We start from the raw sequence: 23,792 nt of genomic DNA, 5'->3' as shown, positions 1-23,792 counted from the left end.
CGGCGCTCCATCGCGTCAGCGAAGCGGAGGTCATGGGCTTACCGACCCTCAAGCTTCGAGAACGCCCGCTCGATCATGCGCTGGCCACAAGCCGAGCGCCTCCCTTGCGGAACCCGCTGGCTAGCGCGGCCGGACCTCGGGGTGGATGCCCGCTTCCTGATTGTCCAATCCCGCCTGCGCCTGGCCGCGCAGGTCATCGCCGGGATCGCGGTCGACCAGCGTGTCCACGTGCATCCACTTCTTGACGATGGGTGACAGCAGCAGCACCACGACGGCGACGCCGATCGTGACCCAACCGATCTTGGCGTAGATGGCCAGCGTCAGTTCCTTGCTCATCACGCCGCTTTCGCCGCCGGTCGCCTCACCGATCTTGCCGGCCACGAAGTTGCCCACGGCAGTCATGTAGAACCAGGCGCCCATGATGAACCCGCTCAGGTGCACCGGCGAAAGCCGCGTCATCGCCGACAAGCCTACCGGCGACAGGCACAGCTCGCCGGTTGTCTGCAACAGGTAGATCAGGAACACGAAGATGACCGGCGTCATGACCGCCGGACCGACCGAGTTAGCGCCCCACACGAACAGCAGGAACGATACGCCAACCTGCACCAGCGCAAGACCGAACTTGGCGGGTGCCGATGGCTCGACACCCTTGCGGCCCAGGTACTGCCACAAGGCCGCAAACAGGGGGGCGAAGATCACGATGTAGATCGGGTTGATTGACTGGAACAGGCTGGTCGGCACGCCGCCCCGGTCGACGAACTTATCGGTGTAGAGGCTCAGGCTGCCGCCCGCCTGCTCGAACAGGCCCCAGAACACCGGGTTGAGCGCAACCAGGAACAGGATCGCGAAGATGCGCTCGCGCGGCTCCTTGGGCAGCTTGAATGCTTCGTACAGCGTGTAGAGCAGCATCGCCACGCCCGACACCATCAGCAGGCTCTGGATCACGTCCTGGTACTGCACCAGCAGCCAGATCACGACGACGGCGGCAAGGCCGATGCCATAGAGCGTCCACTCGCGGCTGCGGTTCAGGGGTACCGGCGGCTCGCCGTTGCCGCGCAGCGCCGGCTTGCCGAAGCTGAAGATGACGAGGCCCAGCGCCATGCCGATGCCGGCCAGGCCAAAGCCCCACGACCAGCCAATCGTCTCGCCCAGGTAGCCGACTAGGATCGTACCCATGGCCGCGCCGACGTTCACGCCCATGTAGAAGATCGTGTAGGCGGCATCGCGGCGTGGGTCGGTCATGCGATAGAGCTGGCCGACGATCACCGAGATGTTGGCCTTCAGGAAGCCCGAGCCGACGATGATCAGCGACAGCGCGAGCCAGAACACGTTGATCGCCGGGTCCGCCTGCTTGATCGCGGGATCGGTGACGCCGTGCATGCCCTCGACCGCCATGAACAGATGGCCGATCGCCAGCAGCACGCCGCCATAGAACACCGCCTTGCGCTGGCCGAGGTAACGGTCCGCCAGATAACCACCCAGCACCGGGGTGATGTAGACGAGGCTGGTATAGGCACCATAGATCAGGTTGGACTTGCCATCGGTGAACAGCCAGAACTTGGCCAGGTACAACACCAGCAACGCGCGCATGCCGTAATAGGAAAACCGCTCCCACATTTCGGCATAGAACAGCACGAACAAGCCGCGCGGATGGCCGGCGAATTCCTCGCTCTTGCGCGTGGCGATGATGCCGCCGATGATCAGGACCGCGAAAAGCGCGACGGCGGCTATCGCCCCGATCCAGTCACCCTCGTTCCAGCTGCCGATTTCCTTCATGCGGTGTCCTTAGAGCCGTAGTGCGTGCGCAAACGACGATGGTTAGCGAGCAATCCGCTGCAATCAAAGCGTAAAGGACCATGGGTAGCCCGCTAACGCCGGGCGCGTCGCAACACGGACACGTCCTGGCCGGAACGACGTTGCCAAGGCGCCATTCACCATTGCGAAACTACCAGGAAAATGGCACTCTGCCACCGTGGGAAGGCAGCATCTAGCTGCCCTTTGGTAGGGGTTCATATGATCCGGTCCGAGTTGCTGCAGTCGCTGGCCAAGGAAAACCCCGAGCTTCGCATCGATGACGTCGAACGCGCACTGGATACGTTCTTCGACGAGATCTCGGAAAGCCTGTCAGCGGGCGGACGCGTCGAACTGCGTGGATTTGGCGCGTTTTCGACCCGCCAGCGCGATGGCCGCAAGGGTCGCAACCCACGCACCGGAGAAGCGGTCGAAGTGGCGGAGAAGCGCGTTCCCTATTTCAAGCCGGGCAAGGACATGCGGCTGCGGCTCAACGTCAGCTAAGATCTACCGCCCCTCGCCGTCCCGCCATGCCGAAGCGACCATTGCCCGGCGTGAAGCGATCTGCCAGAGGTTGCCGGTGACGATATCCGGCCCGATGCGGACGTGGCGGAATGGTAGACGCAGCGGACTTAAAATCCGCTTGAGGTTCTCAGTGCGGGTTCGAGTCCCGCCGTCCGCACCAGATCGCCTGACCATCAGGTTCAGCCGGCAGGTACTATTTTGCCCCGCAAGCTGAAGGTTTTTCGCACTGCGGTCGGCTTTCGCGACGCCTATGTCGCAGCTCCCAGCCGAGCGGCGGCCTTGCGGGCGTGGGGAACGCAAAAGGATCTTTTCGCGCGTGGATCCGCCGAAGAGGTTACCGATCCCGCCTTGGCGAGCGATGCTTTGAGCAATCCTGGCGAGGTCGTCTATCGTACGCGCGGCGGCTTGGAAGAACAGGTCGCGGCCTTGGGAAAGCTTCCGCGTCGAAAGGCCAGGCGCACCGCATCCGCAAAGACAGGCAAGGATATCGCCGCACCGGCGCCCCCGCCCCGCAAGCCGCCACGCCCGCGACCCAGCAGGGCCGACGTGGAGGCCGCCGAACATGCGCTCACGGTGCTGGAACAAGAACAGCAAAAAGCCGAGCAAGACTTGCGCAAGCGAGAGCTGGCCCTGACGGCCGAGCGCAAGGCCAGCGAGGCGCGATTTGCCCGGCAATTTGAACACCTTCAAGCCAAACGGCGCGAGGCTCGCGACGCCTATGACGCTGCGTTGCGAGAGTGGGAGCCATGAACACCGATGCCTGCGCATGGCAACATGGTGTTAATCGTAGAGCAAGTTTCACGATTTTTTAGGAACGGGGCAGCTAATCAACAGCGTATATCCGCTGATCGCGTCGTGCTGCTTACCGCCAGTGACGGCGTGCGGGCCAGCTGAGGGTGCAGATGCAAGACATTGTTCAAAGCCAGGCCCATCAAGCGGATGCCCCGCCATCGGTTGCGGACTTGCGCGGTGCGCCTCGCTTCGCGCTCATGCTGCGCAGTGCCAAGCTGCTTGCCGACGGGGCCGAGTACCTGTGCATCATCCGCGACGTGTCGGAAACCGGGGTCAAGCTGCGGCTGTTCCATGCCGCTCCGCGCGCCGAGGTTCTGCTGATCGAGACCGCCAGCGGGCAACACTATCCGATGCAGCTGGTTTGGGAAGCCAACGGCGAAGCAGGTTTTCGCTTCCAGCAGCCGATCGACGTAGACGCCTTCGTAAAGGAGTCGGGGCCCTACCCCAAGCGGCCCTTGCGCCTTCGGGTGCATCACGCCGCCAAGGTCCGCACTATGAACGACACCGTGATGACGGCGACCATCCTCGATATTTCACGCCAAGGCGCCCGACTGAACATCCCGACCCGGCTGGCGATCGGCCAGAAGTTCTGGCTCGAGGCGCGCGAGCTGCCATTGTTCGAGGCCACCGTATGCTGGCGCCGCGAACCTGAATACGGCGTCGTGTTCAGCCAGTTGATGGGGCTGGAGGAGTTGGCCCAGCGCGCCGAGCGGATGGACCACGACGATCAGGGCTCCATCGCCGCCTGAGCCGGACCGGCTTTTTTCACCTTCGACCTGGTTTAGGCGACCCGGAACCGCATCGCCGCACCGTTCATGCAGTACCGCTTTCCGGTGGGCTTGGGGCCGTCGTCGAAGACGTGGCCGAGATGGCCGCCGCACCGGGTGCAGTGCACTTCGGTGCGCGGATAACCCAACGAGAAGTCCGTCGATGTCCCCACCCCGCCCGGAAGCGGCTTCCAGAAGCTGGGCCAGCCGGTCCCGCTGTCGAACTTCGTCGCCGAGGAATATAGCGCCTGGCCGTCTGCAGCGCACACGAACGTACCCTTGCGATGCTCGTTGTTCAGCGGTGATGAAAACGGCTGCTCGGTTCCTTCCTCACGCAGGATGTGGAACTGCGCCGGGGTCAATCGCTTGCGCCACTCGCTTGGCGTGAAGCGGACCGGGAAGCTCTTGGCTTGTGCGTCGTCGCTGCCGCACGCCGCGATCACCGGCATGGCGGCGCCGATGCCAAGCCAGCCAAGGAATTGCCGGCGAGATGTCGATCCTGATGTCATGAAACGAAGATCGCGCTTCGTCGCGGCTTTTTCAATCCGCCCCTTCAGCCTTTCGCTTTGCGCAGCCGCCTGAACGGACCGCGCCTCGACCCAACGCTTGCCGAACCGGACTTCATCACCCGGCGGCGAAACAGCTGCGAGCCCAGCCGCACCATGACCGCCACGAACAGCATCTGCCAGCCGATCGCCAGGACGTGCTGGCCCAGGCCTGGCTGCTGCGCCGCGCGTGCCAGCATCGCGAAGGGCGAACTGAAGGGAAAGATTACCGCGAAGATCTCGGCCGCGCTTCCCGGCTTGGTCATGGCGTAAGTGGCCAGAAAGAACACCACGAGCTGCAGCATCGTCGCCGGCATGGATAGCGTCTGCACTTCACGCACGGTGGCCGCCAAGGAGCCGATCGCCAGGAACACCGAACCCAGCAGCAGATAAGCCATGGCGAAATAGACGATGCCGAGCGTGATCAGCAGCGGCCAACCCACCGCCGGCTCCGGCAAAATTCCCAGCGAGCCGTGCGCCACCAGCACGAACAGCCCCGAAGCCGCGCCCCAGACGCCGATGCCGACGAACGAAACGCCCAGCATCGCGAACAGCTTGCCAAGGAACACCGCATCCATCGGGATCGCCGCCGCGAGGATCTCGATGACCTTGTTGCCTTTCTCCTCGACGAGATTGGACAGCACCATGCCGGCAAGCAGCATCGTCAGCAGGAACAGCAGCGTCTGTGCGGCTTGCGCCGTCAACAGCTGGTCCTTGTGTTCGCTTGCGGCGCTCGAAGCGGTCCGCCGCAGGGCTACGACCGGGACCGGCTGCGGTGTGCCATGGATTGCCGCGCCCGCGATGAGCGCCACGGGCCCGCGCCAGTCTTCTAGCTGCTCGGCGGTTCCGGTCAGCATGGGATGCGCGAGGGTGCCGGTCAGAACCGCGCCGATGGCGTCACGTTGGCTGCGAACCAGTGCCGCCTGCGGGATGAAAGCCTCTCCCGGGGCAAGCCTGCGCACTACGACCACCGGCGGCACCGCATCGCCCAGCTGAGCGGCCAGCGCCCTTTGCGATGCGACGAAAGCGTCGATATCGCCTGTGGTCATCGCCAGGCCTAGATGTGGCTGGCGGCTCGCGGCTTGCATCTGCTCGCCAAGTCCCCCCGAAAACCCCGCAACCGCCACCATGAACAGGGGGCCAAGCAGGAAGAATATGAAGCTGCGGCTGAACAGGATCGCGACGAAATCACGCCGCGCGATCACATAGGCAGCGGCAAGCATCGACAGACGACCGGCGATCGGCGTCGCAAAGGGCGGGTGCTCGCTCACTTGCCTTCCTCCTCAGGCTTGCCGGCTTCGAGCGCCTTTGCCGCCGCTTCCCCGGCGATGGCGACGAACGCATCGTGGAGCCCGGCCCGCTCGATCGATAGCGACAGGATGCCGGCGTCGCCTTCGATCAAGGTGCGCAGCAGCGGTTCGATACCCGTCTCGGGCAGGGCGAAGTTCCAGTAACGCCCCTCACGCCGCGCGTCAGCGGGTAGTCCGGCCCGCCACGCCCCCGTCTCGACGCGGGTCTCCAATCGCACTTGCGCCGCGATGCGATCGCGCGCCACATCAACTGGGCCAGCGAACGGCACCTTGCCGCCCGCGATGATCGCCACCTCGTCACACAGCCGTTCGGCGTGCGCGATGACGTGGGTGGAAAAGATGACGGTCGTCCCTTCCCGCGCCAGCCCGCGAATCACCGTTTCGAGCTTGCCCTGATTGAGCGCGTCGAGGCCGGAGAACGGCTCGTCCAGCACCACCAGCCGCGGACGATGGACCAGCGTGCCCAGGATCTGCACCTGTTGCGCCATGCCTTTCGAAAGCTGGCGGATCTGGCGATCGGCCGCATAACCCAGACCATGCGCTTCCAGCAGCTCGCGTCCCCGGCGGCGTCCCTCCTTCAGCGGCAGCCCGCGCAAGGCACCGATGAAGGCGATCGCCTCGGTTGCCTTCATCGACGGATACAACCCGCGTTCTTCGGGCAAATAGCCGATGGCCCGCGCCACGTCGTGCGGTCGATCTGCGCCCAGGACACGGCGATATCCCGCGTCGGGTTCGATGATCCCCAGCAACATGCGCAGCGTCGTGGTTTTCCCGGCGCCGTTGGGCCCAAGGATGCCGTAGATCGCGCCCTGCGGCACCGACAGGTCGACGCCATAGACCGCGGTGAAGCCATCGAAGCGCTTGATCAGCCCCCGCGCCTCGATCGCCAGCGGGCCGGAAGTCATGGCTACGTTGCCCGCCAAGCGCGTGTCTCCTATGGCCAGACTCATGCAGGCGCCTTCACCCCGTGGCCTCCTTGCCGATGCCGAGTCAACGCCAGCATCGGCAAGCCCGGTTAACATCGAGCTTACGCGGTTCGTCGCGGACATGCGCGCCTATGCCCAGACGCTGGGCTTCTGCGCCTTCGGCATCGCGCCTGCCGGAAGCGACCCCATTCACGGCGACCGGCTTTCCGCCTGGCTTGCGCAAGGCATGCACGGCAGCATGGCGTGGATGGCGGAGCGCGCGCATCAGCGCCGCGCGCCGCAAGCCCTCTGGCCCGAAGCGCAAAGCGTGATCGCGCTGGGGATGAGCTATGCCCCGGCGAGCGACCCGCTGCGGTTGGCCGATGATGGCGAACACGCGCGGATTTCGGCTTATGCGCAAGGCGGCGATTATCACGATGCCTTGAAGAAGGCGCTCAAGGCGCTCGCCCGCTGGCTGGTGGCCGAGGCACCGAAGCGGGCCCTGGGCGAGCCCGAGGTCAAGGTCTTCACCGATACCGCACCCGTCATGGAGAAGCCGCTGGCGCAGGCCGCGGGCCTGGGCTGGCAGGGCAAGCACACCAATGTGGTCAGTCCCCAGCACGGTTCGTGGCTGTTCTTGGGCGAGATCTACACGACGCTCGACCTGCCGCCGGACCAGCCCGCGCGCGATCGCTGCGGATCGTGCCATGCCTGCCAGGATGCCTGTCCCACCCAGGCATTCCCCGAACCATACCGCCTCGATGCGAGGCGCTGCATCAGCTACCTGACGATCGAGCACAAGGGGCCCGTGCCGATCGAGCTGCGGGGCAAGCTGGGCAACCGCATCTATGGCTGCGACGATTGCCTGGCGGTATGCCCCTGGAACAAGTTCGCCCGCGACGCCCATGCCTTTCGCGCCTATCTGCCCCGCGCCGAACTCGCCGCGCCCGAACTGGCGGATCTGCTGACTCTGGACGATGCGGCATTTCGCATGCTGTTTAGCGGATCACCGATCAAGCGGATCGGTCGCAACCGCTTCGTGCGCAACTGTCTCTATGCCGCCGGGAACAGCGGACACACGGAGTTGCTGGAGCATGTGTCGCCGCTGATGGCCGATCCCGACGAAGTCGTCGCCGATGCGGCGCGCTGGGCGGCTACCGCTCTGCAGGCTAAACCCTGAACTCACGCTCCGTGCGGGACGGCACCGCCAGCAGGCCAAGCAGCGTCAGCACCGCCGCACCCGAGATGTAGAGGCCGACGAACGCCAGACCGCCACGATCGGCCAAGCCTTGCGCGACGGCGGGCGCAAAGCCGCCGCCCAGGATGCCGCCGACGTTGAAGGCGATCGAGACTCCCGTGTAGCGCACCCTGGCGGTGAACAGCTGGGGCAACAGCGAGGCCAGCGGACCATAGACCAAGCCCATCGTAAACAGGCCGATACACAGGAACAGCGCGACCAACCCCAGCGAGCCGGATCCGAACATCGGGCCCATCGCGAAGCCGACCAGTACCGCGATCGCGCTGCCCGTCATGAGCACGGTGCGCGAGCTCCACTTGTCCGCAGCATAACCCGCAACGAAAATGCCCGCGGCCATGAACAGAATCGCGAACAGCTGCACGCTCAGAAAGCTGCGCTTGTCGTATCCCAACGCGGTCGTGCCATATCCGAGCGCGAAGGCGGTGGTGAGGTAGTAGATCGCGAAGCAGGCGACGACGGCGCAAGTTCCCGCGAGCGTCTGGCGCCATTGATCGCGCAGCAATTCGACGATGGGAATGGTGGTGTGCTGCTCCACATGGGCGGCGACCAGCGCCGGCGTGTCGGCCAGGCGAAAGCGAATCCACAATCCCAGGATCACCAGCACGGAACTCAGCAGGAACGGCAGCCGCCAGCCGCCTCCCATGAATTGCGCATCGCTCATCGTGGTGCTGAGGATCAGGAACAGCCCGTTGGCCGCCAGAAAACCGACCGGTGCGCCAAGCTGCGGCGCCATGCCGAAGCGCGCGCGCCAGCCCTCCGGTGCGTTTTCCACCGCCAGCAGCGCTGCGCCGCCCCACTCGCCGCCAAGGCCGAGCCCTTGTGCGAATCGCAAGACGCACAGCAGCAGCGGCGCGTACCAGCCAATGCTCTGGTACGTGGGCAGCACCCCGATCAGGACGGTCGCACCGCCCATCAGCAGCAGCGAGGCGACCAGCGTCGACTTGCGGCCGATGCGGTCTCCGAAATGGCCGAACAACGCGGCACCCAATGGGCGGGCGACAAAGGCGATGCCGAAACTGGCGTAGGCCGCCAGTTGCTGCGCCGATGGCGACGTCGCCGGAAAGAACAGCGGGCCGAACACCAGCGCCGCCGCCGTGGCATAGATGTAGAAGTCGTAGAATTCGACTGCCGTGCCGACGAGGCTTGCGGTCAAAACCCGCGCATGGCGGCGATAGACGTTCAAATCCGCTGCCCGATCAGAGCAGTTCTTTCAGAGGCTTGTCCTTGTCCGCCAGCTCGGCCAGATTGGGCTTGGCGCCAGCCTCCACCAGCTTGCGGCCCTGCACGTAGTCCTTGACCATGTTGACGCAATCGAGCGCCAGCACGCGGCCCTCCTTGAGATAGACGACCGAAAACGAACGCGTCGCCGGTTCGCCGCGAACAACCACCTTGTCGAAGCCGACGTTGATCCCGGCGGTCTGCAGCCGCAAGTCATACTGGTTCGACCAGAACCACGGAAACGCCTTGTACGGCTTTTCATCGCCGCAGATCGCCTTGGCCACGCATGTCGCCATGTCGTTGGCGTTCTGCACCGATTCCACCCGCATCACGGTGCCGCCGGCGAACTCGCACGCGAAGGCGGCACAGTCACCGATCGCATAGATATCGGGCAAGGACGTGCGGCAGAATTCATCCACGTCGATACCATTGGCGCCGGACGCCCCAGCGAAGATCAACGGACCGACCGCAGGCACGATGCCGATACCGACGATCACAGCCTGTGCCGGCAGCACCTCGCCGTCGGCAAGTTGCACGCCGGTGACCTTGTGCCCGTCGCCAACGATGAAATCGACCGCCGCTCCGGTGCGCAGATCGACGCCGTGATCGCGGTGTTCCTGCTGGTAGAACGCGGAGAGCTCCTCACCCGCGACGCGCGCCAGCACGCGTGGCAGCGCCTCGAGCAAGGTGACGTGGCAACCCAGCTTGCTGAGTACAGCCGCCGCTTCCAGCCCGATATAGCCGCCGCCGATGACGACGATGCGGTTGGTGCCGGCATCGATCTCGCTCATCAGCAAGTCGCAGTCCTGACGCGTACGTACCGCATGAACGCCGGCCAGATCGGCGCCTTGGCACGAAAGCCGCCGCGGATCGCCGCCGGCTGCCCAGATCAGCTTGCCGTAACCCAGTTTGCCGCCATTCGAGAGCGTGACCTCGTGCGCGCCGGCATCGACCTTGGTCACTTCGACGCCGAGCTCGAAGTGGATCTCCTTGTCGGCCCAGAACGTCGGCGGGCGGATATAGAGGCGGTCGAAGGTCTTTTCGCGCGCGAAGTATTCCTTGGACAACGGCGGCCGCTCGTACGGATACTCCGGCTCGCGCCCGATCACCACGACGGTGCCGGTGAACCCGTTCTGCCTCAGGGCGATGGCGGCCTGTGCGCCGGCATGCCCTGCTCCCACGATCACGACGTCTGCTTTGTCCATGACGCGGGAAGTCGGAGAAAACCGCCCGCGCGTCAATGCCCCACAGGCCAGCCGCGTGCCTTCATCGTTCGAGCGTTCAGGCGGATACCGGCTGGCGCAAGGCTTCCATCGTCAATTCCAGCGACTGGCGCTGCGCCTCGGGATCATAAGTGGACCCCGACAGAATCAACTCGTCCGCGCCGGTGCGAGCGACGAATGCCTCGATCCCCTCGCGCACCGTCTTGGGCGAGCCGATCGCGCTGACCGATCGCATCTGATCCAGCATCGCCAGGGATTGCGCCGGCAAGGTATCGCGATAGCCGCGGATCGGAGGCTTCGAGCGGCCGGGATTCCCGGTGCGCAGCGCGACGAACGACTGGTCGTTGGTCGAGGCCTGATACCACGCCTCTTCGTCGGTTTCGGCGGCCATCACGTTGATCGCGGCCATGAAGTGCGGCCGATCGAGCGTCTCGGAGGGTTGGAACCGCTCACGATACATCGCCGCCGCCTGATCGAGCGCGGCCGGTGCGAAGTGCGAGGCGAACGCATAGGGCATCCCCAGCATCGCCGCTAGTTGCGCGCCGAACAAGCTGGAACCCAGGATCCACATCTCGACGTCGGCACCCGCCGCCTGCGGAGCGGACACGCCCACCGATGGATCGCCCGCGAAGCGCGCGCGCAGTTCCACGACGTCCTGCGGAAACGCCTCGGACGCCTTGTGGATGTCCTTGCGCAAGGCATAGGCCAGCCGTCCATCGGCGCCTGGCGCGCGCCCGAGCCCCAGATCGATACGGCCGGGAAACAGCGCGTCGAGCGTGCCGAACTGCTCGGCGATCACGTAGGGATTGTGGTTGGGCAGCATGATCCCGCCCGAACCGATGCGGATGGTTGAGGTCGCATTGCCGATATGCGCCAGCACTACGGACGTCGCACCCCCGGCGATGCCGTCCATGCCGTGATGCTCGGCCACCCAGTACCGCTTGTAGCCGGCGCGCTCGGCAACTTGCGCGGTCAAGGCCGTCTGGGCGAGCGACTCGGATACCGAACCGCCCTCGCGGACCGACACGAGATCCAGGACCGACATGGGGATCATGGCGCGATTGCTCATTTGGCGGCTCCATTGTCGAGTTGGGCGAGGTAACCCTTCGCGGTCTTTGCCGCGTCGCTGTCGGGGGCGGTGGCGAGCACCGATTGCCAGCTCTTTCGCGCGGCCGCATCCCGGCCGCCAAGCACGGCGATCACGCCGGCCTCAAGGCCGACCTCGGGATCCTGGGGCGCGATCTGCGCGGCGCGTTCGATCTGGGTCTGCGCCTCGGCCAGCTTGTTGTCACGCCGCGAAAGCGTGGCCGAAAGCAGCCAGGTCTGCGCGTCACCCGGAGCGGCGGTGCGGGCCTCGGCCAGCGCGGCTTCGGCTTGCGGCTTTTGGTTCAGCGCGACGAATGCGCGCGCGCGATCGACCGCTATGGTCCCCAGCAGGTCGCTGTCCTGCGCGCTCTTGGCTTGCGCCTGGGCCGCGTCGAGGATGGGCAATGCCGTGGCGGCCGAACCGCCCGCCAGCGCCGCATTGCCGGCCATCGCGCCCAGTCGTGCACGGCTGGCGGCATCGGTCGGCGGAGCGGCGTCGCGTGCGCGCAGGAAAGCGTTCTGCGCCTCGCTCCAGCGCTCCATGGCACCGAAAGCCACGCCCAGGCACAGGCCGGCGCGTACCCGCTCGTCACCCACCGCGCGATCCAGGGCCTTTTGCGCGGCCACGGCACCGGCGGCGGGGTTCGCCTGCATTTCGTCGACGCACCCGGCGGTCTGCCCGGCGGGCATGATCGGGCCGTTCGCGGAGCCGCCGGTTTCTTGCACGCGACGCTTCGCCTCGATGGCCTTGCGATCGAGAATTTCGGGCGGCAGCGACGTCACCGATGCGCCGTATTGCAAAAGGGGAAGTAGCAGCAAAAGCATGAAAGTCTCCGGCGCCTAGCGCGCCCATCCGGCAAGTTCACCGACGGCATCAAGCAGCCTGGCGATGTCCGCGTCCCGCGACAGGCGATGATCGCCGTCCTTGATCAGCGTGACCTGCACCGCGTCTGAACGCAGCGCTTCGGCCAGCCTGAGCGAAATGGCCCAGGGAACGTCGGGATCGGCCTGGCCATGCAACAGCCGCACCGGAGCATCGATGGCGACCTCCCCATCGAGCAGGCGGTGCCGCTGCCCATCGGCCCAGAAAGCGGGATAAGTCGGCGTCGCCTCGGGGCCATAGGGGTTGTCGGCCCACAGCGTCTCGCCCGCCGCGAGCCTGGCTTGCTCGTCGTCCGGGGTGCCCCAATCGGTGAAGTCCGGCGCTGGTGCCACGCCGATAAGCCCGGCGACGCGATTGGGCCGTAACGCCAGAGCCACCAGCAGCATCAGCCAGCCACCCATCGAGGACCCGACCAGCACAACCGGCCCGGGACAGTGCGCGGCGATCAGCGCTAGCACCTCGTCGCGCCAGCCGGAAAGCGTACCGTCGGCGAAGTCGCCGGAACTCTGCCCGCAGCCGGAATAGTCCAGCAGCAAAGCGCCATGCCCTTGCGCCCGTGCGGCCGCGAACACTGCCATCGCCTTGCCGCCCGCCATGTCGGACTTGTAGCCGGGCAGGAAAACGACCGTTGGGCCTTGACCCAGCGTGAAGCGGTAAGCGATGCGACGACCATCGGGCATGTCGTGAAAGGCGATATCCACCATCCCCAAAACGTGGCGATCCACGCTGCGCATCACAAGGGTCGAAGGGTGCCAGCTCTATCAATCCGATCTTAAGCGCTCTTGCCTAAGGCCGAGCCATGTACCGACGCGCCCGCCCGCCGCTGATCGATCGTTTCGCCACCTCGCCGCGTGCGCTCATCGCCCTCTGGGCCTTGTTCGTCGCCCTGCGGCTGGTGATACTGCTGATCCCGGTGGCGGCGACTTCCGACGCCGAATGGTACGTGCTGCGCGCCATCGGCCTGGCTGCTGGCGAGGGATACCTGGACAACACAGGAGCGCCCACGGCGTTCTGGCCGGCGGGTTGGCCGATAGCGATGTCGCTGCTGTTCCGCATCACGGGCCCCTCTTTGATGACAGTCGGCCTGTTCAATCTGGCTTGCTCGATCCTCACCGGCTATCTCGCGCTCCTGCTTGCCAGGCGCCTGTTCGGCAGCGAGCTGGCGGCACGCACCGGCTTGCTGCTGTTCGCGCTCTATCCAAACGCGATCGGCTATGTTCCGCTGGCGCTGACCGAGGTGTTCTACACCGCGCTGCTTCTGTTGGGCTGCTGGCTGGTCATCATGCGGCGTTCGGCATTGTGGCTGGTGGCGGCGGGGATCGTGTTCGGCGTGGCCACCTTGGTGAAGGCGCAGACGCTGGTGATGGTGCCGCTGCTGTTCGCAATCGACTGGCTGCGCACGGGCGACATATGGCGCCGCCTCCCCGCTTTGATCGGCCAGGGCGCGCTGGTTCTGGCAATGGCCGCGCTGACCGTCATGCCGTGGACGCTGCGCAATCACGCACGGTTGGGGGCCTGGGTCGCGGTGTCCACCAACGGCGGCTTCACGCTGCTGACCGGCAACAACGACACCGCGACCGGAGACTATACACCCGCCGATCCCACGGTAACCGCACTGATGGCGCGCAGTGATCTGAACGAAGTCACCCGCGATGCCGAAGCCAAGCGGTTGGGTTGGGCCTGGATCGCCGCCAATCCCGACGGCTTCGTGTCTCTCGCCCCAAGAAAGCTCGCACGGTTGTGGCTGCCCGATGGCGAAGCGGAGTGGGCCTATCAGGCCGGCGCCCCGTCCTACGCGCGGTTCGCCCCGCTCTATCGTGCCGTTCGTATCCTGAACCAGGCGTTCTATGCGCTGCTGATGCTGGGGTTCGCCGCAGCTTTCGTGATGATGACGCTGAACCGCCGTGCCAAGCGGCAACGCTGGGTCGGCTGGTGGCTGCTGCCGTGGGGCGTGGCGGCCTATCCCAGCCTGATCGCGCTGATCTTTTCGGGTCAGTCACGGTTCCACTATCCGGTGATGCCGTTCGTTTGCCTGGCGAGTGGCTGGCTCTTGGCCGAGGTCTGGAAGGCCAGAGTTACGGCGCGCGACACCGCCACCGCGCCCGTCATCGCAGCGTCTGCGTGACAATGCCCATTGTGCAGCTTATATCCGCAACCATGGCAATCCCGAGCGCCCCGGCCACGACCACTACCACCGGGACAATCCCGGGGTGTCGGCACGCGCGCTGAGCGTCTCTGCCGCCGCCCGGGTTCGGGTGGTCGGCGTCCCATCCGAACCTGCTGAAATCGGCGCCGGACTTTGCGCCACGCGGCCCCATGTGCCATGGCGCGCGACGGTACTAGGGAAGACGACAATGTCCGAGATGTTCAAGATCAGCCTGCCCGACGGCTCGGTGCGAGAAGTACCCGCAGGCTCGACCCCGGGCGATGTCGCCGCGGCGATCGGCCCGGGCCTGGCCAAGGCGGCGCTGGCGGCAAAGGTCGATGGCGAGCTGGTCGATCTCTCCCGCCCCTTCGAGGGTGATTCGCAGCTCGCGCTGGTCACCTCTCGCGACGAGGCCGATGCCCTTGAACTGGCCCGTCACGATTTTGCCCACGTTCTGGCAGAGGCGGTGCAATCGCTGTTCCCCGGCACGCAGATCACCTTCGGCCCCTCTACGGATGATGGCTTCTACTACGACTTCGCCCCTAAGGATCGCCCCTTCACCGAGGAGGACCTGCCGGCGATCGAAGCCGAGATGCGGCGGATCATCGCCGCCGACAAGCCGCTGCACCGCGAAGTCTGGACGCGCGCGGACCTCATCGCCCGGTGGGCCTCCGAAGGCGAAACCTTCAAGGCCGAGTGGGCGGTGGAGCTGCCCGAAAACGAAGAACTCTCGGTCTATTGGTCCGGCTCGCCCAATTCGGACGGCGCCTGGCTCGACATGTGCCGCGGTCCGCATCTGCCCTCGACCGGCAAGCTCGACCCTGCCGCTTTCAAGCTGACGCGCGTGTCCGGCGCCTACTGGCGCGGCGACCAGAAGAACGCGATGCTCAGCCGCATCTATGGCACCGGCTGGCTGAACAAGAAGCAGCTCGAGGCGCACCTGATGCGGCTGGAGGAAGCCGGCAAGCGCGATCACCGCCGGCTCGGCAGCGAAATGGACCTGTTCCACCTCCAGGCCGAGGCGCACGGTTCGGTGTTTTGGCACCCCAAGGGCTACCTGATCTGGCGCGAGCTGGAGGCCTACATGCGCCGCGCCATCGACGGCGCCGGCTATCGCGAGGTCAAGACCCCGCAAGTGATGGACGCGCGCCAGTGGGAGCAGTCCGGCCACTGGGGCAAGTACCGCGAGAACATGTTCGTCATCCCCGACGAAGTGCCCAACGTCGAGGACGAAGGCCCGATCGTTTCGGATGACGCCGAGTGGATGGCGCTCAAGCCGATGAATTGCCCGGCGCACGTGTTGATCTTCCGCCAGGGCATCAAGTCGTACCGCGACCTGCCTTTGCGCATCTACGAGAACGGCTGCTGCCATCGCAACGAGCCGCACGGCGCGCTGCACGGGTTGATGCGGGTGCGCCAATTCACCCAGGACGATGCGCATATCTTCTGCCGCGAGGACCAGATCGTCGCCGAGACGCAGGCGTTCTGCGCGCTGGCCGACCGGATCTACAAGGACTTCGGTTTCACCTACGCGATCAAGCTGGCGCTGCGCCCGGACAAGCGTTTCGGCAGCGACGCGATGTGGGATCAGGCCGAGACCGAGTTGCGCGAGGCGGTGGTTCAGGCCGGGCTCGCCACGCCGGAGTACGGTTGGGAGGAACTGCCCGGCGAAGGCGCGTTCTATGCGCCCAAGCTGGAATGGCACCTGACCGATGCGATCGGCCGCACCTGGCAGGTCGGCACGATCCAGTCCGACCGGGTGCTGCCCGATCGCCTCGACGCGCACTACATCGGCGAGGACGGCGCCAAGCACCGCCCCGTCATGCTGCACCGCGCGATCTTCGGTTCGTACGAGCGGTTCATCGGCATCCTGATCGAACACTTTGCGGGCAAGCTGCCGGTGTGGCTCGCGCCGGTGCAGGCTGTGGTAGCGACGATCGTCTCGGATGCGGACAGCTATGCCGAGGAAGTCACGGCCAGGCTCAAGGCCGCAGGCGTGCGGGTCGAAACCGACCTGCGCAACGAGAAGATCAACTACAAGGTGCGCGAGCATTCGCTGCAGAAGGTCCCCTACCTGCTGGTGGTCGGCAAGCGCGAGGCCGAGGAAGGCACCGTCGCCATCCGCACGCTGGGCGAGCAGCAGCAGAAGTTCGTCACTCTCGACGAGGCGATCGCCCTGCTCAAGGACGCCGGCACCCCGCCGGATCTGAAGTGACCATTCGGGACGGAACAGCGAACGATCGCGCGCGCGCATTTGCCATCTGGCGCGCCGGGATCGCGGCAACCCACGGGTTTCTTGCGCCGGACCACAAGGCCAGGTTCACCGGAATCGTAGAGGACATGCTCGCCACGACACCGTTCACCGTCGTCGCGGACAAGGCGGGCCAGGTGCAAGGCTTCATGGTCTTCGTCGACGGTTCGATCGAGGCGCTGTTCGTCGATCCTGCGGTGCATGGCCGGGGTTTCGGATCGGCGCTGGTCGACCAGGCACTCTCGATCGATCCGCAGGCGTGCGTCGATGCCAACGAGCAGGCCGACAACGCGCTGCCGTTCTACGAGGCCAGGGGCTTCGTGCAAGTCGGGCGATCCGAGCGCGACGCGGAAGGCTTGCCTTACCCCATCATCCACTTGCGGCATCCCGGTCCCGAGGCATCGATCACATGATCCAGCGTGAAAAACTGGCCACCGCTCAGGTTCCCGGTGGCGCGGAACTGACGCTCTATCGCCATGATCGCGATCACATGATCGTGCTGGGCGACAACGAACTGATGAGCACGCGCAAGTGGGGCTCGGAAGAAGCGCTGGCGACCATGGCTATCGACAAGATCGGCAACGCCAAGCAGCCCAGCCTGCTGATCGGCGGCTATGGCATGGGCTTCACCTTGCGCGCCGCGCTGAAAGCCTTGCCGGCGAACGGTCACGTCACCGTGGTCGAGCTAGTGCCCGAAATCATCGAATGGGCGCGCGGGCCGATGGCGGACCTGACCGCGGGATGCCTTGAGGATCCGCGAGTGACGCTGGTGCAGTCTGACGTCGCGCCTTTCATCGCCGGCGCTCATGCCGACTACGATGCGATCCTGCTCGATGTCGACAACGGGCCCGACGGTCTGGTGCGGGAGGACAACAACATCCTCTACTCCACCCCGGGCCTGCGCTCTGCCAAGCGGGCCTTGACCGCCGATGGCGTGCTGGCGATCTGGTCGGCAGGCCCGGACGCGACCTTTACCCGCCGGCTGGAACGGTGCGACTTCGTGGTGGACGAGGTGAAGGTGGCGTCCCGCAGCAACGGCAAAGGTCCCAAACACATCATCTGGTTCGCCTCGAAGCGCTAGGTCGCTCCCGCGCAGGACGATGCGACCTGCGCGGCTATCGCGGCATCGATACGGTCCTGATCGACCCAGCCACCATCGTTACCACAACACGCCTTCGGAATCCGGGGCGATGGGTGGCGGTGGCTCCTTGCCGATCGACTGGAGCAGATCGATCTCGATCGTCCGGCACATGTTCAGCAAGGGCAGATCGTGGACCGTGTTGGCGAACGGATCGACCAGATCGTTCCCGATCGCAAGCACCGCCAGGAACATCAGCCCGGCCACGGTGGAGCCCAGCGGGGTTGCGAACTGCAGAGTCTCGACCAGCCCGATCGGCAACAACAAACAGAACATGTGGGTGAACAAGGTGGGCAGGAAACGGTACTGCGTCGGCAGCGGTGTGTTCTTCAACCGCTCCATGCCGCCTTGGGCATTGGCGATGTCGACGAGCACGGCCTCAAGCTGGGTTTGCTGGATCGTATCGATCCAGCCATTTCGGCGAGCTTCGTCGATGCGTCGCCCGGTATCATCCAGAATGCCGTTCGCGACGTTGACGCGCGAAAGTGCGAGATCCGCATCACCTTGTGGCAGCAGCCGTACCACCTCTTCGTCGGGTGACTGACGACGCAGCTGGCAACGCAGCGCGTGCACATAGGCGATCTGGCGCATCACGATGCGCCGCTTCATCTCGGCTGCATCCGGATCGGGCATGAAGTTGCGGACACCACGCGCCAGGTTGCGGCTGGCGTTGATCATCAACCCCCACAGTCCGCGCCCTTCCCACCAGCGTTGGTAAGCCGAGTTGCTCCGGAAGCCGAGGAACAGCGCCAACGCCGAACCGAAGATCGTCAGCGGCAACGGTGGCGCGCTAAATGGCAGATAATAATACGTTATCGTGACGATCACATCCCACACGAACAGGATCGTCAGGGTCTTCCAGACTTCACGGGCAATCTGCTTGGCACTCGGCGCAGCATTGATGATCATTGGCGGATCGTCGAACCTTTTTCGTTTTTCACAAACTGACCGGAATCAGCTGCCTTTGCCATCGCGATCGAGGTGCCGGTGGCGGGTCGGATCGCGAACCATTCACTGCGATCGATTGCTACCAGGAAGCCCAGCACGCCCAGTCCGAACAGCAGCAGCAGCGCCCGACCGGCCAAGGCCTCCATCATGCGCTTCTTTTCCAATCGTCCGGCGTCATCCATGTGCACGTTTCCTTACTTAGATCCAAAGCTGATAAGTGGAAGGCGCGGTTGTCGGCAGTGTTCATGGATTGCAACAAAGGCTTGCTGCGCTGCAGCATGGCGATAGGCCGACCGCTTCACAAGATTGGTGCCTACGACGAACTTCGTGCTCTTGCCGCCAGCATGGCCAATCATGCACCGATCATGTGCTAGATGGTGAACAAGGGTCCGGCGCAGATGAGAGCCAGGGCACAGACGACCACGCCGCCGCCCTGCAGCAGTTCCGATTGCCCGGCACGTCGAGAGACTCGTCTGGCGATGACAACAACCCTGCTCATGGTACGACCATCCGCCCCAGGTGCTTTAAAACCGGTTAAATCGCCGAAGCTGACATCCATAACTTTGGTACTGGGAAGCGGACGGCCCGAGCTAGGCGGCCTTGCAGCGAAAGAGCCTGTCAGGGCGACGAGCCGGCCAGGACGAACCTCGCCTGATCGGACATGACAACCGTTTTCGGGAACAGCGCCAACGCGGCCCGAGCGGCGGCGACAGTTCCCACGTTCACGGAAAAGGTCAACAATTCGCCCCGAAAGTGCATTTCGACGTTCACCGTTTTCCAGGCCGTCCTGAGTTCGACCCTCTCGATATCGGCGAAGCGGCGCTCGTGCCTGCGGAGCATGCGATAGCGGATCCCTGACGAAAGGATGGCAAGCGACGGATTGGCATTGTTGCTGGCGATCGCGAACCACCACGGCAATCCTTTGATGCCGGCAAAGGCCGCAAGGACCGCAACCGTCGTGCCCGCTTCCGCGGCAGAATGGATTGGCCCGCGCTGGCCGCGCGCGGAGCGCCTTTGGACAAGGCGGTAGAGGATATAGATCGTCATCCCGATGGCGATCGGCTGAAGCATCAGCATGATCACGGTGCCAAGGACAGCGCCTGTCGTGTCGGTCATGGTCGGCTCCGGCTTGGCAGAATGCGCCTTGGGTTGCTGCTCCAAGGCAAGGCTGACGTGAGATGGCGCGGCGTCGCTATGGTCCGTAAGATCCGGCTAACCGGCCACCGTCTCCACAAAGCGAGCGGAAATCCACCCCCGCCGGCACGGGCCCTCATAGCGCAGCAACGGCTTCTTCGCGGTTGGACGAGGGATCGCACAATCGCCGCCACCGGCAGGCTGCACGATAACTGCCGCCCACTCGCGCGTGTTTTCACACTCGAACATGAGCGTACCCGGCTTCAGGCGATCGGTTTCGGGCCATGCCGTTCCTGGACCGACGCGGAGAGACAGATAGCCATCGCGCCCTCGATGCGGCAGCTTGGGCCGGACCATGGATGGGCACGCGTCCATGTTCGGGTCGTACCGAAGCAACACCGCAACACGATCCGGCGGAGAGATGGGCACGATTGCGGCGGCAGCGGAGGAGAAGGCGACAAGGCTGCCGATCAGCAGCATCGCACGAGATGGCATTCTCGATCCTTCCATCGTTTGACGGCCGAATGTTGGAGAACAGCCGAGCGAGGTCAAGTGCGCAGATGCTGACGGTCCGACCGATCTTTCAGCAAATAGCAACCACATCGCGCAGCCGCCGGTTAATGGACGGCGGGGCAAACCGGGAGAAACCGGAGTAGCTATGCAAGAAGCACTTTTCGAGAGCGGCGCCGTCGCCCGCTCGGCGGGCCTGGACGCCTTGGCCAATCCCTTTTTTGACGAAGCTGCGATGCCTTCGGCCACTGGCGAGAGCATCGAAGACTGGGGCATCAAGTTGTCGACGTGGCACGCGGGCTGGCAAGCGGAGCCTGTGGGCGACGCTGGGGCTTAGGCGCATCGCGTCACGGATGATCGCGTGCGATCGCGCTCAACCCAGTACTCTGGATCCGTTCAAAATTCCCTCGACCAGCGAGTCACCGGCACTCGATGGATTTGCGCGGATAGACGCCTCCTCTCGCCCGATCGCGGCCCACAGTCCCTGAGCCGCCTGGCGAGTGACGGTTCGCTGGATACCGGAAATGTCGACCCCGGTCGCCGCTCCCAGTACCGGGCCCAGGATGGATCCGCCATCCAATTGCCGCAAGGCATCGCCGACCTCGGGCAGCATCACGTCGATGATGCGGTCGCCGATTGATTGTTCGAGATAGGAGGTTGCGGCGGTTGGTCCCCCGCGCAGGATACCCACCGCATCGGAGAAGGTGAGCGAACGGATCGAGTCATAGACGAGCGGTGCCGCGCGATCGGCGGCATCGCTTGCGGCACGGTTCACCAGCGCGGTCAGTTCGCGCTGGACGGGCGCCGAATGCAAGAGCGCTCCCAGGATGGCCGAAGAACGATCGCCGCCGATCGTCGGCAATGCGAGCCGCGCCTGGGCATCGTTGAGATACCCGTCCGGCGTGATCAGCCGCGCTATCGCGCGCTGGCTCGCGATGGCGAGCAGGCGCCGCAGACCTTCCGTCGTTCCATCGCCCGAGCCGATCGTGGCGCACCCAGGCAAGATGAGCAGCGGCGCGGCCATTAAGGCACCAAGAAGCAGAGACCTGCGAGAAGGATGGAGCATCGGATTACCTCGTCTGGAGGAACGTCATACGACCGTGACGCTGTAACGCCACCTTAACGGAGGAGCGATGGCGGCGCAGTTCCAGGTTCTTGCACCGGCCCTGACATCAGCCACCTGTCGGCACCGCCACCACCCTGATCCATCGTCTGCCTTGGCGAGCGTATCGGCTGCCCCAATCCTGCGTCGCCATCGCTCCTTCCGGCGACCGGTAAACCTCCTTCGCCCTGCATTCGAAGACTTGCGGCGAAATCGGATCCGGCGTGCAGGTGCCGACATCGACACGAAGAAGAACAGATTTCGGGTCCAGACCCGACAACGCCTTTTCCCGTTCCCAACCCTCGTTGATATCTTCGAGCATCATTGCCCGCACAGCAGCGGGTGGCCTGATTTCCTTGGGTTGGGCGAATGCCCCGTCGCCCAACAGGGCGATGCACAGGATCAAGGCGGTACAAGCAGAACGGTTCATGGTGACACATCCTTAGGTGCCGCTACGACAGCTCCATCATAACGCGGATCTTGCGGCCTGGGCCTGGGCGGAACCTGGTCCAATCCTGCCTACAGGAAGGGTCCTTGGCTGCGAAGTCCGCGGGCTCACTGCCATACATCAACCACCGGCCCATCGAAGTTGCCGCCGAGTTTATGTTGGGCCGCCGCCAGCTTTTGCGCAGGCATGCCGCGCAAGTATCCGTCCAGGATTTGTTCGAAGTTGCCGATCAATCCTTCCATGTCTCTCGAAAGACGCATGAACTCGAAGCCCTTGGCATGCAGGCCTTTCTGCTGGATCGGGATGTTCGAATAATCCTGGCGTGGAATCGGCGGAAAATCGGGGCTGTCGAACGGCAGCACGATCGGCTCCATGACAGGATCAGGCTCCTCTCCCTTTGGGTAGAAGGTCAGCGACCACAATTCGAAGAAACAGCTCTCCGGACCCAAGGGGCGAATGCGATAGGCCGACATCGAACTGAATATCGGCAGCAGGAAGTAGTGCGGAAAAAGAAACTCGACCGCACTGATCGGCGCCGATTGCGCGACGGCCAGCAAGTCGGGAACCGGCTCGCCGCGCTCACGCAGGCGCTCCGACAGGCGCTGCATCACCAGCGCATACCATTGCGGCACCGCAATGTTCGGATCGTCCGGCAGGCCTTCCGACGATACTTCGCGAGCGATCTCGACCTCCTTGGCGTGCACCATGCCGGCCATGCCCTCGCTCAGCAATTCCAGGTGATGGATCTGCATATCGACGGCCTGCCTGGTCGTGACACCTGCCACCGCAACGCGCCTGGCATTCGCCGCACCGTCCTTGCGCAACGCCACATCGGGGTCGAACGGATCGTGATAGACACCCTGCAGCGGCTTGTGCAGTTGCGGATGGGTCTGCATCACGTGATAGCCTTCCATGAAGGCCTCTATCGCCACCTTCCAGTTGGCCGGCAGCACCGTCGCATACGACCACTCGGCTCTCAAATGCTGCACGCGGTGCGCCTCGAGCCGATCGGCGAGTGGGCCCAGGCTTTCCTTGACGCTCGGCGCGTCGTCATCATGGTTGATCCAGACGCAGCCGGCGAACACCTCGGCCCGACAGGGGATAAGGTTGATCTCGTCCGGATGAAGCTGCCTGTCCGAGAACAGGTGCTTGCCATAGACCAGCGTACTTTCGCCATCCATGTTCCAGCGCCAGCCATGGAACGGGCAGATGAAGCCGGATTTGGAACAGTTGCCGTGCGCGGTCGCATGCGAGGATCCGATCGTGGTGCCCCCGGCGATAGGCACACCGCGGTGACGGCAGGCGTTGTGGAACGCCTTGATGCCGGTGCCGGTCCTGACCACGATCACCGACTTGCCCACGTTCTCGTACTCGATCCAGTCGCCGATATCCTGCAACTGCTCCTCGCGGCAGGCCATTTGCCAGACATGCGGCCACAGATGTTCTACCTCCGCGTCGTAGAACGTCTTATCGTAGTAGCGCTGAACCGGGATCCGCTCGGGATCATCGATGGCGAACGGAACGGTACGGATGCCGCCTTCAGGTGTCTCAAGCATGTGCGCCATCTCCCGCGCTTTGTATTCGCGGCAGTACATCGCGCAGAGGCGGTGCTGGCAAGCGCTATCGGACCGGTTGCACGCAGGGACAACAGTATCGGTCATCACGATGGCTGCCCGCCAGCGATCGAGCTGATCAAGTTCAGGCGGCAGCGACGCTCCAAGCCAGGCGGCGGAAGAACGCGCTTCTTGAGGGCGCTGATCTCCGCACGGGAAGAATCAACATAGCGAGACGCGAGCAGTCACGTCGCAGATC

26 protein-coding genes and 1 tRNA gene are annotated in these 23,792 nt (G+C 64.6%); 10 read left to right on the top strand and 17 right to left on the bottom strand.

The features are described 5' to 3' along the window. Positions 1 to 120: 120 nt before the first annotated feature. Complete coding sequence (locus ACXJ1Z_RS08465) at positions 121 to 1,776, bottom strand: peptide MFS transporter (protein WP_463780985.1); 1,656 nt, start codon at positions 1,774 to 1,776, stop codon at positions 121 to 123. Between the two features lie 237 nt (positions 1,777 to 2,013). Here ACXJ1Z_RS08465 and ACXJ1Z_RS08460 point away from each other — a divergent pair, with 237 nt between their 5' ends. The 4 genes from ACXJ1Z_RS08460 to ACXJ1Z_RS08445 all read left to right on the top strand — a co-directional run bounded on the left by ACXJ1Z_RS08460 (position 2,014) and on the right by ACXJ1Z_RS08445 (position 3,857). Beyond that, positions 2,014 to 2,295, top strand: coding sequence for an integration host factor subunit beta (locus ACXJ1Z_RS08460; protein WP_463780984.1), 282 nt, complete (start codon positions 2,014 to 2,016; stop codon positions 2,293 to 2,295). A 96-nt stretch (positions 2,296 to 2,391) separates the two neighbouring features. Next, a tRNA-Leu gene (locus tag ACXJ1Z_RS08455) sits at positions 2,392 to 2,476 on the top strand. A 38-nt stretch (positions 2,477 to 2,514) separates the two neighbouring features. After that, the gene (locus ACXJ1Z_RS08450) at positions 2,515 to 3,066 is read left to right on the top strand and encodes a hypothetical protein (protein ID WP_463780983.1); all 552 of its coding nucleotides are present in this window, start codon (positions 2,515 to 2,517) and stop codon (positions 3,064 to 3,066) included. Positions 3,067 to 3,218: 152 nt separating this feature from the next. Then, positions 3,219 to 3,857, top strand: coding sequence for a PilZ domain-containing protein (locus ACXJ1Z_RS08445; RefSeq protein ID WP_463780982.1), 639 nt, complete (start codon positions 3,219 to 3,221; stop codon positions 3,855 to 3,857). A gap of 32 nt (positions 3,858 to 3,889) precedes the next feature. On the opposite strand, the gene msrB is transcribed toward ACXJ1Z_RS08445, so the two are convergent. From msrB to ACXJ1Z_RS08430, 3 genes are read right to left on the bottom strand one after another with little or no spacing between them, the layout of a single operon-like run. Then, complete coding sequence (msrB, locus tag ACXJ1Z_RS08440; RefSeq protein ID WP_463780981.1) at positions 3,890 to 4,384, bottom strand: peptide-methionine (R)-S-oxide reductase MsrB; 495 nt, start codon at positions 4,382 to 4,384, stop codon at positions 3,890 to 3,892. A 44-nt stretch (positions 4,385 to 4,428) separates the two neighbouring features. Beyond that, positions 4,429 to 5,691, bottom strand: a complete 1,263-nt coding sequence (locus ACXJ1Z_RS08435) for an ABC transporter permease (RefSeq protein WP_463780980.1) — start codon at positions 5,689 to 5,691, stop codon at positions 4,429 to 4,431. Next, complete coding sequence (locus ACXJ1Z_RS08430; RefSeq protein ID WP_463780979.1) at positions 5,688 to 6,680, bottom strand: ABC transporter ATP-binding protein; 993 nt, start codon at positions 6,678 to 6,680, stop codon at positions 5,688 to 5,690. Before ACXJ1Z_RS08430 ends, ACXJ1Z_RS08435 begins: the two co-directional genes overlap by 4 nt. Positions 6,681 to 6,777: 97 nt before the next feature. Between ACXJ1Z_RS08430 and queG the strand changes: the two genes are divergently transcribed. After that, the gene (queG, locus tag ACXJ1Z_RS08425; RefSeq protein WP_463781205.1) at positions 6,778 to 7,815 is read left to right on the top strand and encodes a tRNA epoxyqueuosine(34) reductase QueG; all 1,038 of its coding nucleotides are present in this window, start codon (positions 6,778 to 6,780) and stop codon (positions 7,813 to 7,815) included. Here queG and ACXJ1Z_RS08420 read toward each other — a convergent pair. The 5 genes from ACXJ1Z_RS08420 to ACXJ1Z_RS08400 form a co-directional block, all read right to left on the bottom strand. Further along, positions 7,805 to 9,076 carry an MFS transporter gene (locus tag ACXJ1Z_RS08420; protein WP_463780978.1) on the bottom strand — a complete coding sequence of 424 codons (1,272 nt, stop codon included), beginning with the start codon at positions 9,074 to 9,076 and terminating at the stop codon, positions 7,805 to 7,807. The genes queG and ACXJ1Z_RS08420 overlap by 11 nt on opposite strands. 13 nt (positions 9,077 to 9,089) lie before the next feature. After that, a complete protein-coding gene (locus ACXJ1Z_RS08415) occupies positions 9,090 to 10,316 on the bottom strand; it encodes an NAD(P)/FAD-dependent oxidoreductase (RefSeq protein WP_463780977.1) in 1,227 nt (408 codons plus the stop codon). A gap of 76 nt (positions 10,317 to 10,392) precedes the next feature. Further along, the gene (locus ACXJ1Z_RS08410) at positions 10,393 to 11,388 is read right to left on the bottom strand and encodes an LLM class flavin-dependent oxidoreductase (RefSeq protein ID WP_463781204.1); all 996 of its coding nucleotides are present in this window, start codon (positions 11,386 to 11,388) and stop codon (positions 10,393 to 10,395) included. Between the two features lie 11 nt (positions 11,389 to 11,399). Further along, positions 11,400 to 12,245 carry a tetratricopeptide repeat protein gene (locus ACXJ1Z_RS08405; RefSeq protein WP_463780976.1) on the bottom strand — a complete coding sequence of 282 codons (846 nt, stop codon included), beginning with the start codon at positions 12,243 to 12,245 and terminating at the stop codon, positions 11,400 to 11,402. 15 nt (positions 12,246 to 12,260) lie between these two features. Then, the gene (locus tag ACXJ1Z_RS08400) at positions 12,261 to 13,007 is read right to left on the bottom strand and encodes an alpha/beta fold hydrolase (protein WP_463781203.1); all 747 of its coding nucleotides are present in this window, start codon (positions 13,005 to 13,007) and stop codon (positions 12,261 to 12,263) included. 95 nt (positions 13,008 to 13,102) lie between these two features. On the opposite strand from ACXJ1Z_RS08400, the gene ACXJ1Z_RS08395 reads away from it, so the two are divergent. The 4 genes from ACXJ1Z_RS08395 to ACXJ1Z_RS08380 all read left to right on the top strand — a co-directional run bounded on the left by ACXJ1Z_RS08395 (position 13,103) and on the right by ACXJ1Z_RS08380 (position 17,781). Next, positions 13,103 to 14,428 (top strand): ArnT family glycosyltransferase, encoded by a 1,326-nt coding sequence (locus ACXJ1Z_RS08395; protein WP_463780975.1) that lies wholly within the window; start codon positions 13,103 to 13,105, stop codon positions 14,426 to 14,428. 229 nt (positions 14,429 to 14,657) lie between these two features. Then, the gene (thrS, locus tag ACXJ1Z_RS08390) at positions 14,658 to 16,664 is read left to right on the top strand and encodes a threonine--tRNA ligase (protein ID WP_463780974.1); all 2,007 of its coding nucleotides are present in this window, start codon (positions 14,658 to 14,660) and stop codon (positions 16,662 to 16,664) included. Further along, the gene (locus ACXJ1Z_RS08385; protein WP_463780973.1) at positions 16,661 to 17,113 is read left to right on the top strand and encodes an acetyltransferase; all 453 of its coding nucleotides are present in this window, start codon (positions 16,661 to 16,663) and stop codon (positions 17,111 to 17,113) included. The genes thrS and ACXJ1Z_RS08385 overlap by 4 nt, the downstream gene beginning before the upstream one ends. Continuing rightward, positions 17,110 to 17,781 (top strand): spermine/spermidine synthase domain-containing protein, encoded by a 672-nt coding sequence (locus ACXJ1Z_RS08380; protein WP_463780972.1) that lies wholly within the window; start codon positions 17,110 to 17,112, stop codon positions 17,779 to 17,781. Before ACXJ1Z_RS08385 ends, ACXJ1Z_RS08380 begins: the two co-directional genes overlap by 4 nt. A 78-nt stretch (positions 17,782 to 17,859) precedes the next feature. On the opposite strand, the gene ACXJ1Z_RS08375 is transcribed toward ACXJ1Z_RS08380, so the two are convergent. From ACXJ1Z_RS08375 to ACXJ1Z_RS08355, 5 genes are all read right to left on the bottom strand, one after another. After that, positions 17,860 to 18,747 carry a bestrophin family protein gene (locus ACXJ1Z_RS08375; RefSeq protein WP_463780971.1) on the bottom strand — a complete coding sequence of 296 codons (888 nt, stop codon included), beginning with the start codon at positions 18,745 to 18,747 and terminating at the stop codon, positions 17,860 to 17,862. Beyond that, positions 18,744 to 18,968 (bottom strand): hypothetical protein, encoded by a 225-nt coding sequence (locus tag ACXJ1Z_RS08370; RefSeq protein ID WP_463780970.1) that lies wholly within the window; start codon positions 18,966 to 18,968, stop codon positions 18,744 to 18,746. The genes ACXJ1Z_RS08375 and ACXJ1Z_RS08370 overlap by 4 nt, the downstream gene beginning before the upstream one ends. A gap of 188 nt (positions 18,969 to 19,156) precedes the next feature. Continuing rightward, positions 19,157 to 19,285: a hypothetical protein gene (locus ACXJ1Z_RS08365; protein ID WP_463780969.1), complete on the bottom strand. Its 129-nt coding sequence runs from the start codon at positions 19,283 to 19,285 to the stop codon at positions 19,157 to 19,159. A gap of 119 nt (positions 19,286 to 19,404) precedes the next feature. Next, the gene (locus tag ACXJ1Z_RS08360; RefSeq protein ID WP_463780968.1) at positions 19,405 to 19,902 is read right to left on the bottom strand and encodes a hypothetical protein; all 498 of its coding nucleotides are present in this window, start codon (positions 19,900 to 19,902) and stop codon (positions 19,405 to 19,407) included. Positions 19,903 to 19,998: 96 nt separating this feature from the next. Further along, complete coding sequence (locus ACXJ1Z_RS08355; protein WP_463780967.1) at positions 19,999 to 20,400, bottom strand: hypothetical protein; 402 nt, start codon at positions 20,398 to 20,400, stop codon at positions 19,999 to 20,001. A 178-nt stretch (positions 20,401 to 20,578) separates the two neighbouring features. Between ACXJ1Z_RS08355 and ACXJ1Z_RS08350 the strand changes: the two genes are divergently transcribed. Beyond that, a complete protein-coding gene (locus ACXJ1Z_RS08350) occupies positions 20,579 to 20,767 on the top strand; it encodes a CrpP-related protein (protein ID WP_463780966.1) in 189 nt (62 codons plus the stop codon). 36 nt (positions 20,768 to 20,803) lie between these two features. Here the strand turns inward: ACXJ1Z_RS08350 and ACXJ1Z_RS08345 are convergent, their stop codons facing one another. The 3 genes from ACXJ1Z_RS08345 to ACXJ1Z_RS08335 all read right to left on the bottom strand — a co-directional run bounded on the left by ACXJ1Z_RS08345 (position 20,804) and on the right by ACXJ1Z_RS08335 (position 23,536). Then, positions 20,804 to 21,454, bottom strand: coding sequence for a DUF4197 domain-containing protein (locus ACXJ1Z_RS08345; protein WP_463780965.1), 651 nt, complete (start codon positions 21,452 to 21,454; stop codon positions 20,804 to 20,806). A gap of 148 nt (positions 21,455 to 21,602) precedes the next feature. Beyond that, a complete protein-coding gene (locus ACXJ1Z_RS08340) occupies positions 21,603 to 21,962 on the bottom strand; it encodes a hypothetical protein (protein WP_463780964.1) in 360 nt (119 codons plus the stop codon). 125 nt (positions 21,963 to 22,087) lie between these two features. Next, positions 22,088 to 23,536: an aromatic ring-hydroxylating oxygenase subunit alpha gene (locus tag ACXJ1Z_RS08335; protein WP_463780963.1), complete on the bottom strand. Its 1,449-nt coding sequence runs from the start codon at positions 23,534 to 23,536 to the stop codon at positions 22,088 to 22,090. Between the last annotated feature and the right edge of the window lie 256 nt (positions 23,537 to 23,792).

It is taken from the genome of Novosphingobium sp. TK46, from assembly GCF_055361525.1.
The sequence above is the reverse complement of the archived record's forward strand: the minus strand, read 5'-3'. Positions and strand labels throughout refer to the sequence as shown.

Excerpts from the sequence above, each read along its gene's own strand:
- ACXJ1Z_RS08465 (WP_463780985.1), bottom strand. The coding sequence starts at position 1,776 with ATGAAGGAAATCGGCAGCTGGAACGAGGGTGACTGGATCGGGGCGATA.
- ACXJ1Z_RS08460 (WP_463780984.1), top strand. The coding sequence starts at position 2,014 with ATGATCCGGTCCGAGTTGCTGCAGTCGCTGGCCAAGGAAAACCCCGAG.
- ACXJ1Z_RS08445 (WP_463780982.1), top strand. The coding sequence starts at position 3,219 with ATGCAAGACATTGTTCAAAGCCAGGCCCATCAAGCGGATGCCCCGCCA.
- msrB (WP_463780981.1), bottom strand. The coding sequence starts at position 4,384 with ATGACATCAGGATCGACATCTCGCCGGCAATTCCTTGGCTGGCTTGGC.
- ACXJ1Z_RS08430 (WP_463780979.1), bottom strand. The coding sequence starts at position 6,680 with ATGAGTCTGGCCATAGGAGACACGCGCTTGGCGGGCAACGTAGCCATG.
- queG (WP_463781205.1), top strand. The coding sequence starts at position 6,778 with ATGCGCGCCTATGCCCAGACGCTGGGCTTCTGCGCCTTCGGCATCGCG.
- ACXJ1Z_RS08415 (WP_463780977.1), bottom strand. The coding sequence starts at position 10,316 with ATGGACAAAGCAGACGTCGTGATCGTGGGAGCAGGGCATGCCGGCGCA.
- ACXJ1Z_RS08410 (WP_463781204.1), bottom strand. The coding sequence starts at position 11,388 with ATGATCCCCATGTCGGTCCTGGATCTCGTGTCGGTCCGCGAGGGCGGT.
- ACXJ1Z_RS08405 (WP_463780976.1), bottom strand. The coding sequence starts at position 12,245 with ATGCTTTTGCTGCTACTTCCCCTTTTGCAATACGGCGCATCGGTGACG.
- ACXJ1Z_RS08400 (WP_463781203.1), bottom strand. The coding sequence starts at position 13,007 with ATGGTGGATATCGCCTTTCACGACATGCCCGATGGTCGTCGCATCGCT.
- ACXJ1Z_RS08395 (WP_463780975.1), top strand. The coding sequence starts at position 13,103 with ATGTACCGACGCGCCCGCCCGCCGCTGATCGATCGTTTCGCCACCTCG.
- thrS (WP_463780974.1), top strand. The coding sequence starts at position 14,658 with ATGTCCGAGATGTTCAAGATCAGCCTGCCCGACGGCTCGGTGCGAGAA.
- ACXJ1Z_RS08380 (WP_463780972.1), top strand. The coding sequence starts at position 17,110 with ATGATCCAGCGTGAAAAACTGGCCACCGCTCAGGTTCCCGGTGGCGCG.
- ACXJ1Z_RS08375 (WP_463780971.1), bottom strand. The coding sequence starts at position 18,747 with ATGATCATCAATGCTGCGCCGAGTGCCAAGCAGATTGCCCGTGAAGTC.
- ACXJ1Z_RS08370 (WP_463780970.1), bottom strand. The coding sequence starts at position 18,968 with ATGGATGACGCCGGACGATTGGAAAAGAAGCGCATGATGGAGGCCTTG.
- ACXJ1Z_RS08365 (WP_463780969.1), bottom strand. The coding sequence starts at position 19,285 with ATGAGCAGGGTTGTTGTCATCGCCAGACGAGTCTCTCGACGTGCCGGG.
- ACXJ1Z_RS08360 (WP_463780968.1), bottom strand. The coding sequence starts at position 19,902 with ATGACCGACACGACAGGCGCTGTCCTTGGCACCGTGATCATGCTGATG.
- ACXJ1Z_RS08355 (WP_463780967.1), bottom strand. The coding sequence starts at position 20,400 with ATGCTGCTGATCGGCAGCCTTGTCGCCTTCTCCTCCGCTGCCGCCGCA.
- ACXJ1Z_RS08350 (WP_463780966.1), top strand. The coding sequence starts at position 20,579 with ATGCAAGAAGCACTTTTCGAGAGCGGCGCCGTCGCCCGCTCGGCGGGC.
- ACXJ1Z_RS08345 (WP_463780965.1), bottom strand. The coding sequence starts at position 21,454 with ATGGCCGCGCCGCTGCTCATCTTGCCTGGGTGCGCCACGATCGGCTCG.
- ACXJ1Z_RS08340 (WP_463780964.1), bottom strand. The coding sequence starts at position 21,962 with ATGAACCGTTCTGCTTGTACCGCCTTGATCCTGTGCATCGCCCTGTTG.
- ACXJ1Z_RS08335 (WP_463780963.1), bottom strand. The coding sequence starts at position 23,536 with ATGCTTGAGACACCTGAAGGCGGCATCCGTACCGTTCCGTTCGCCATC.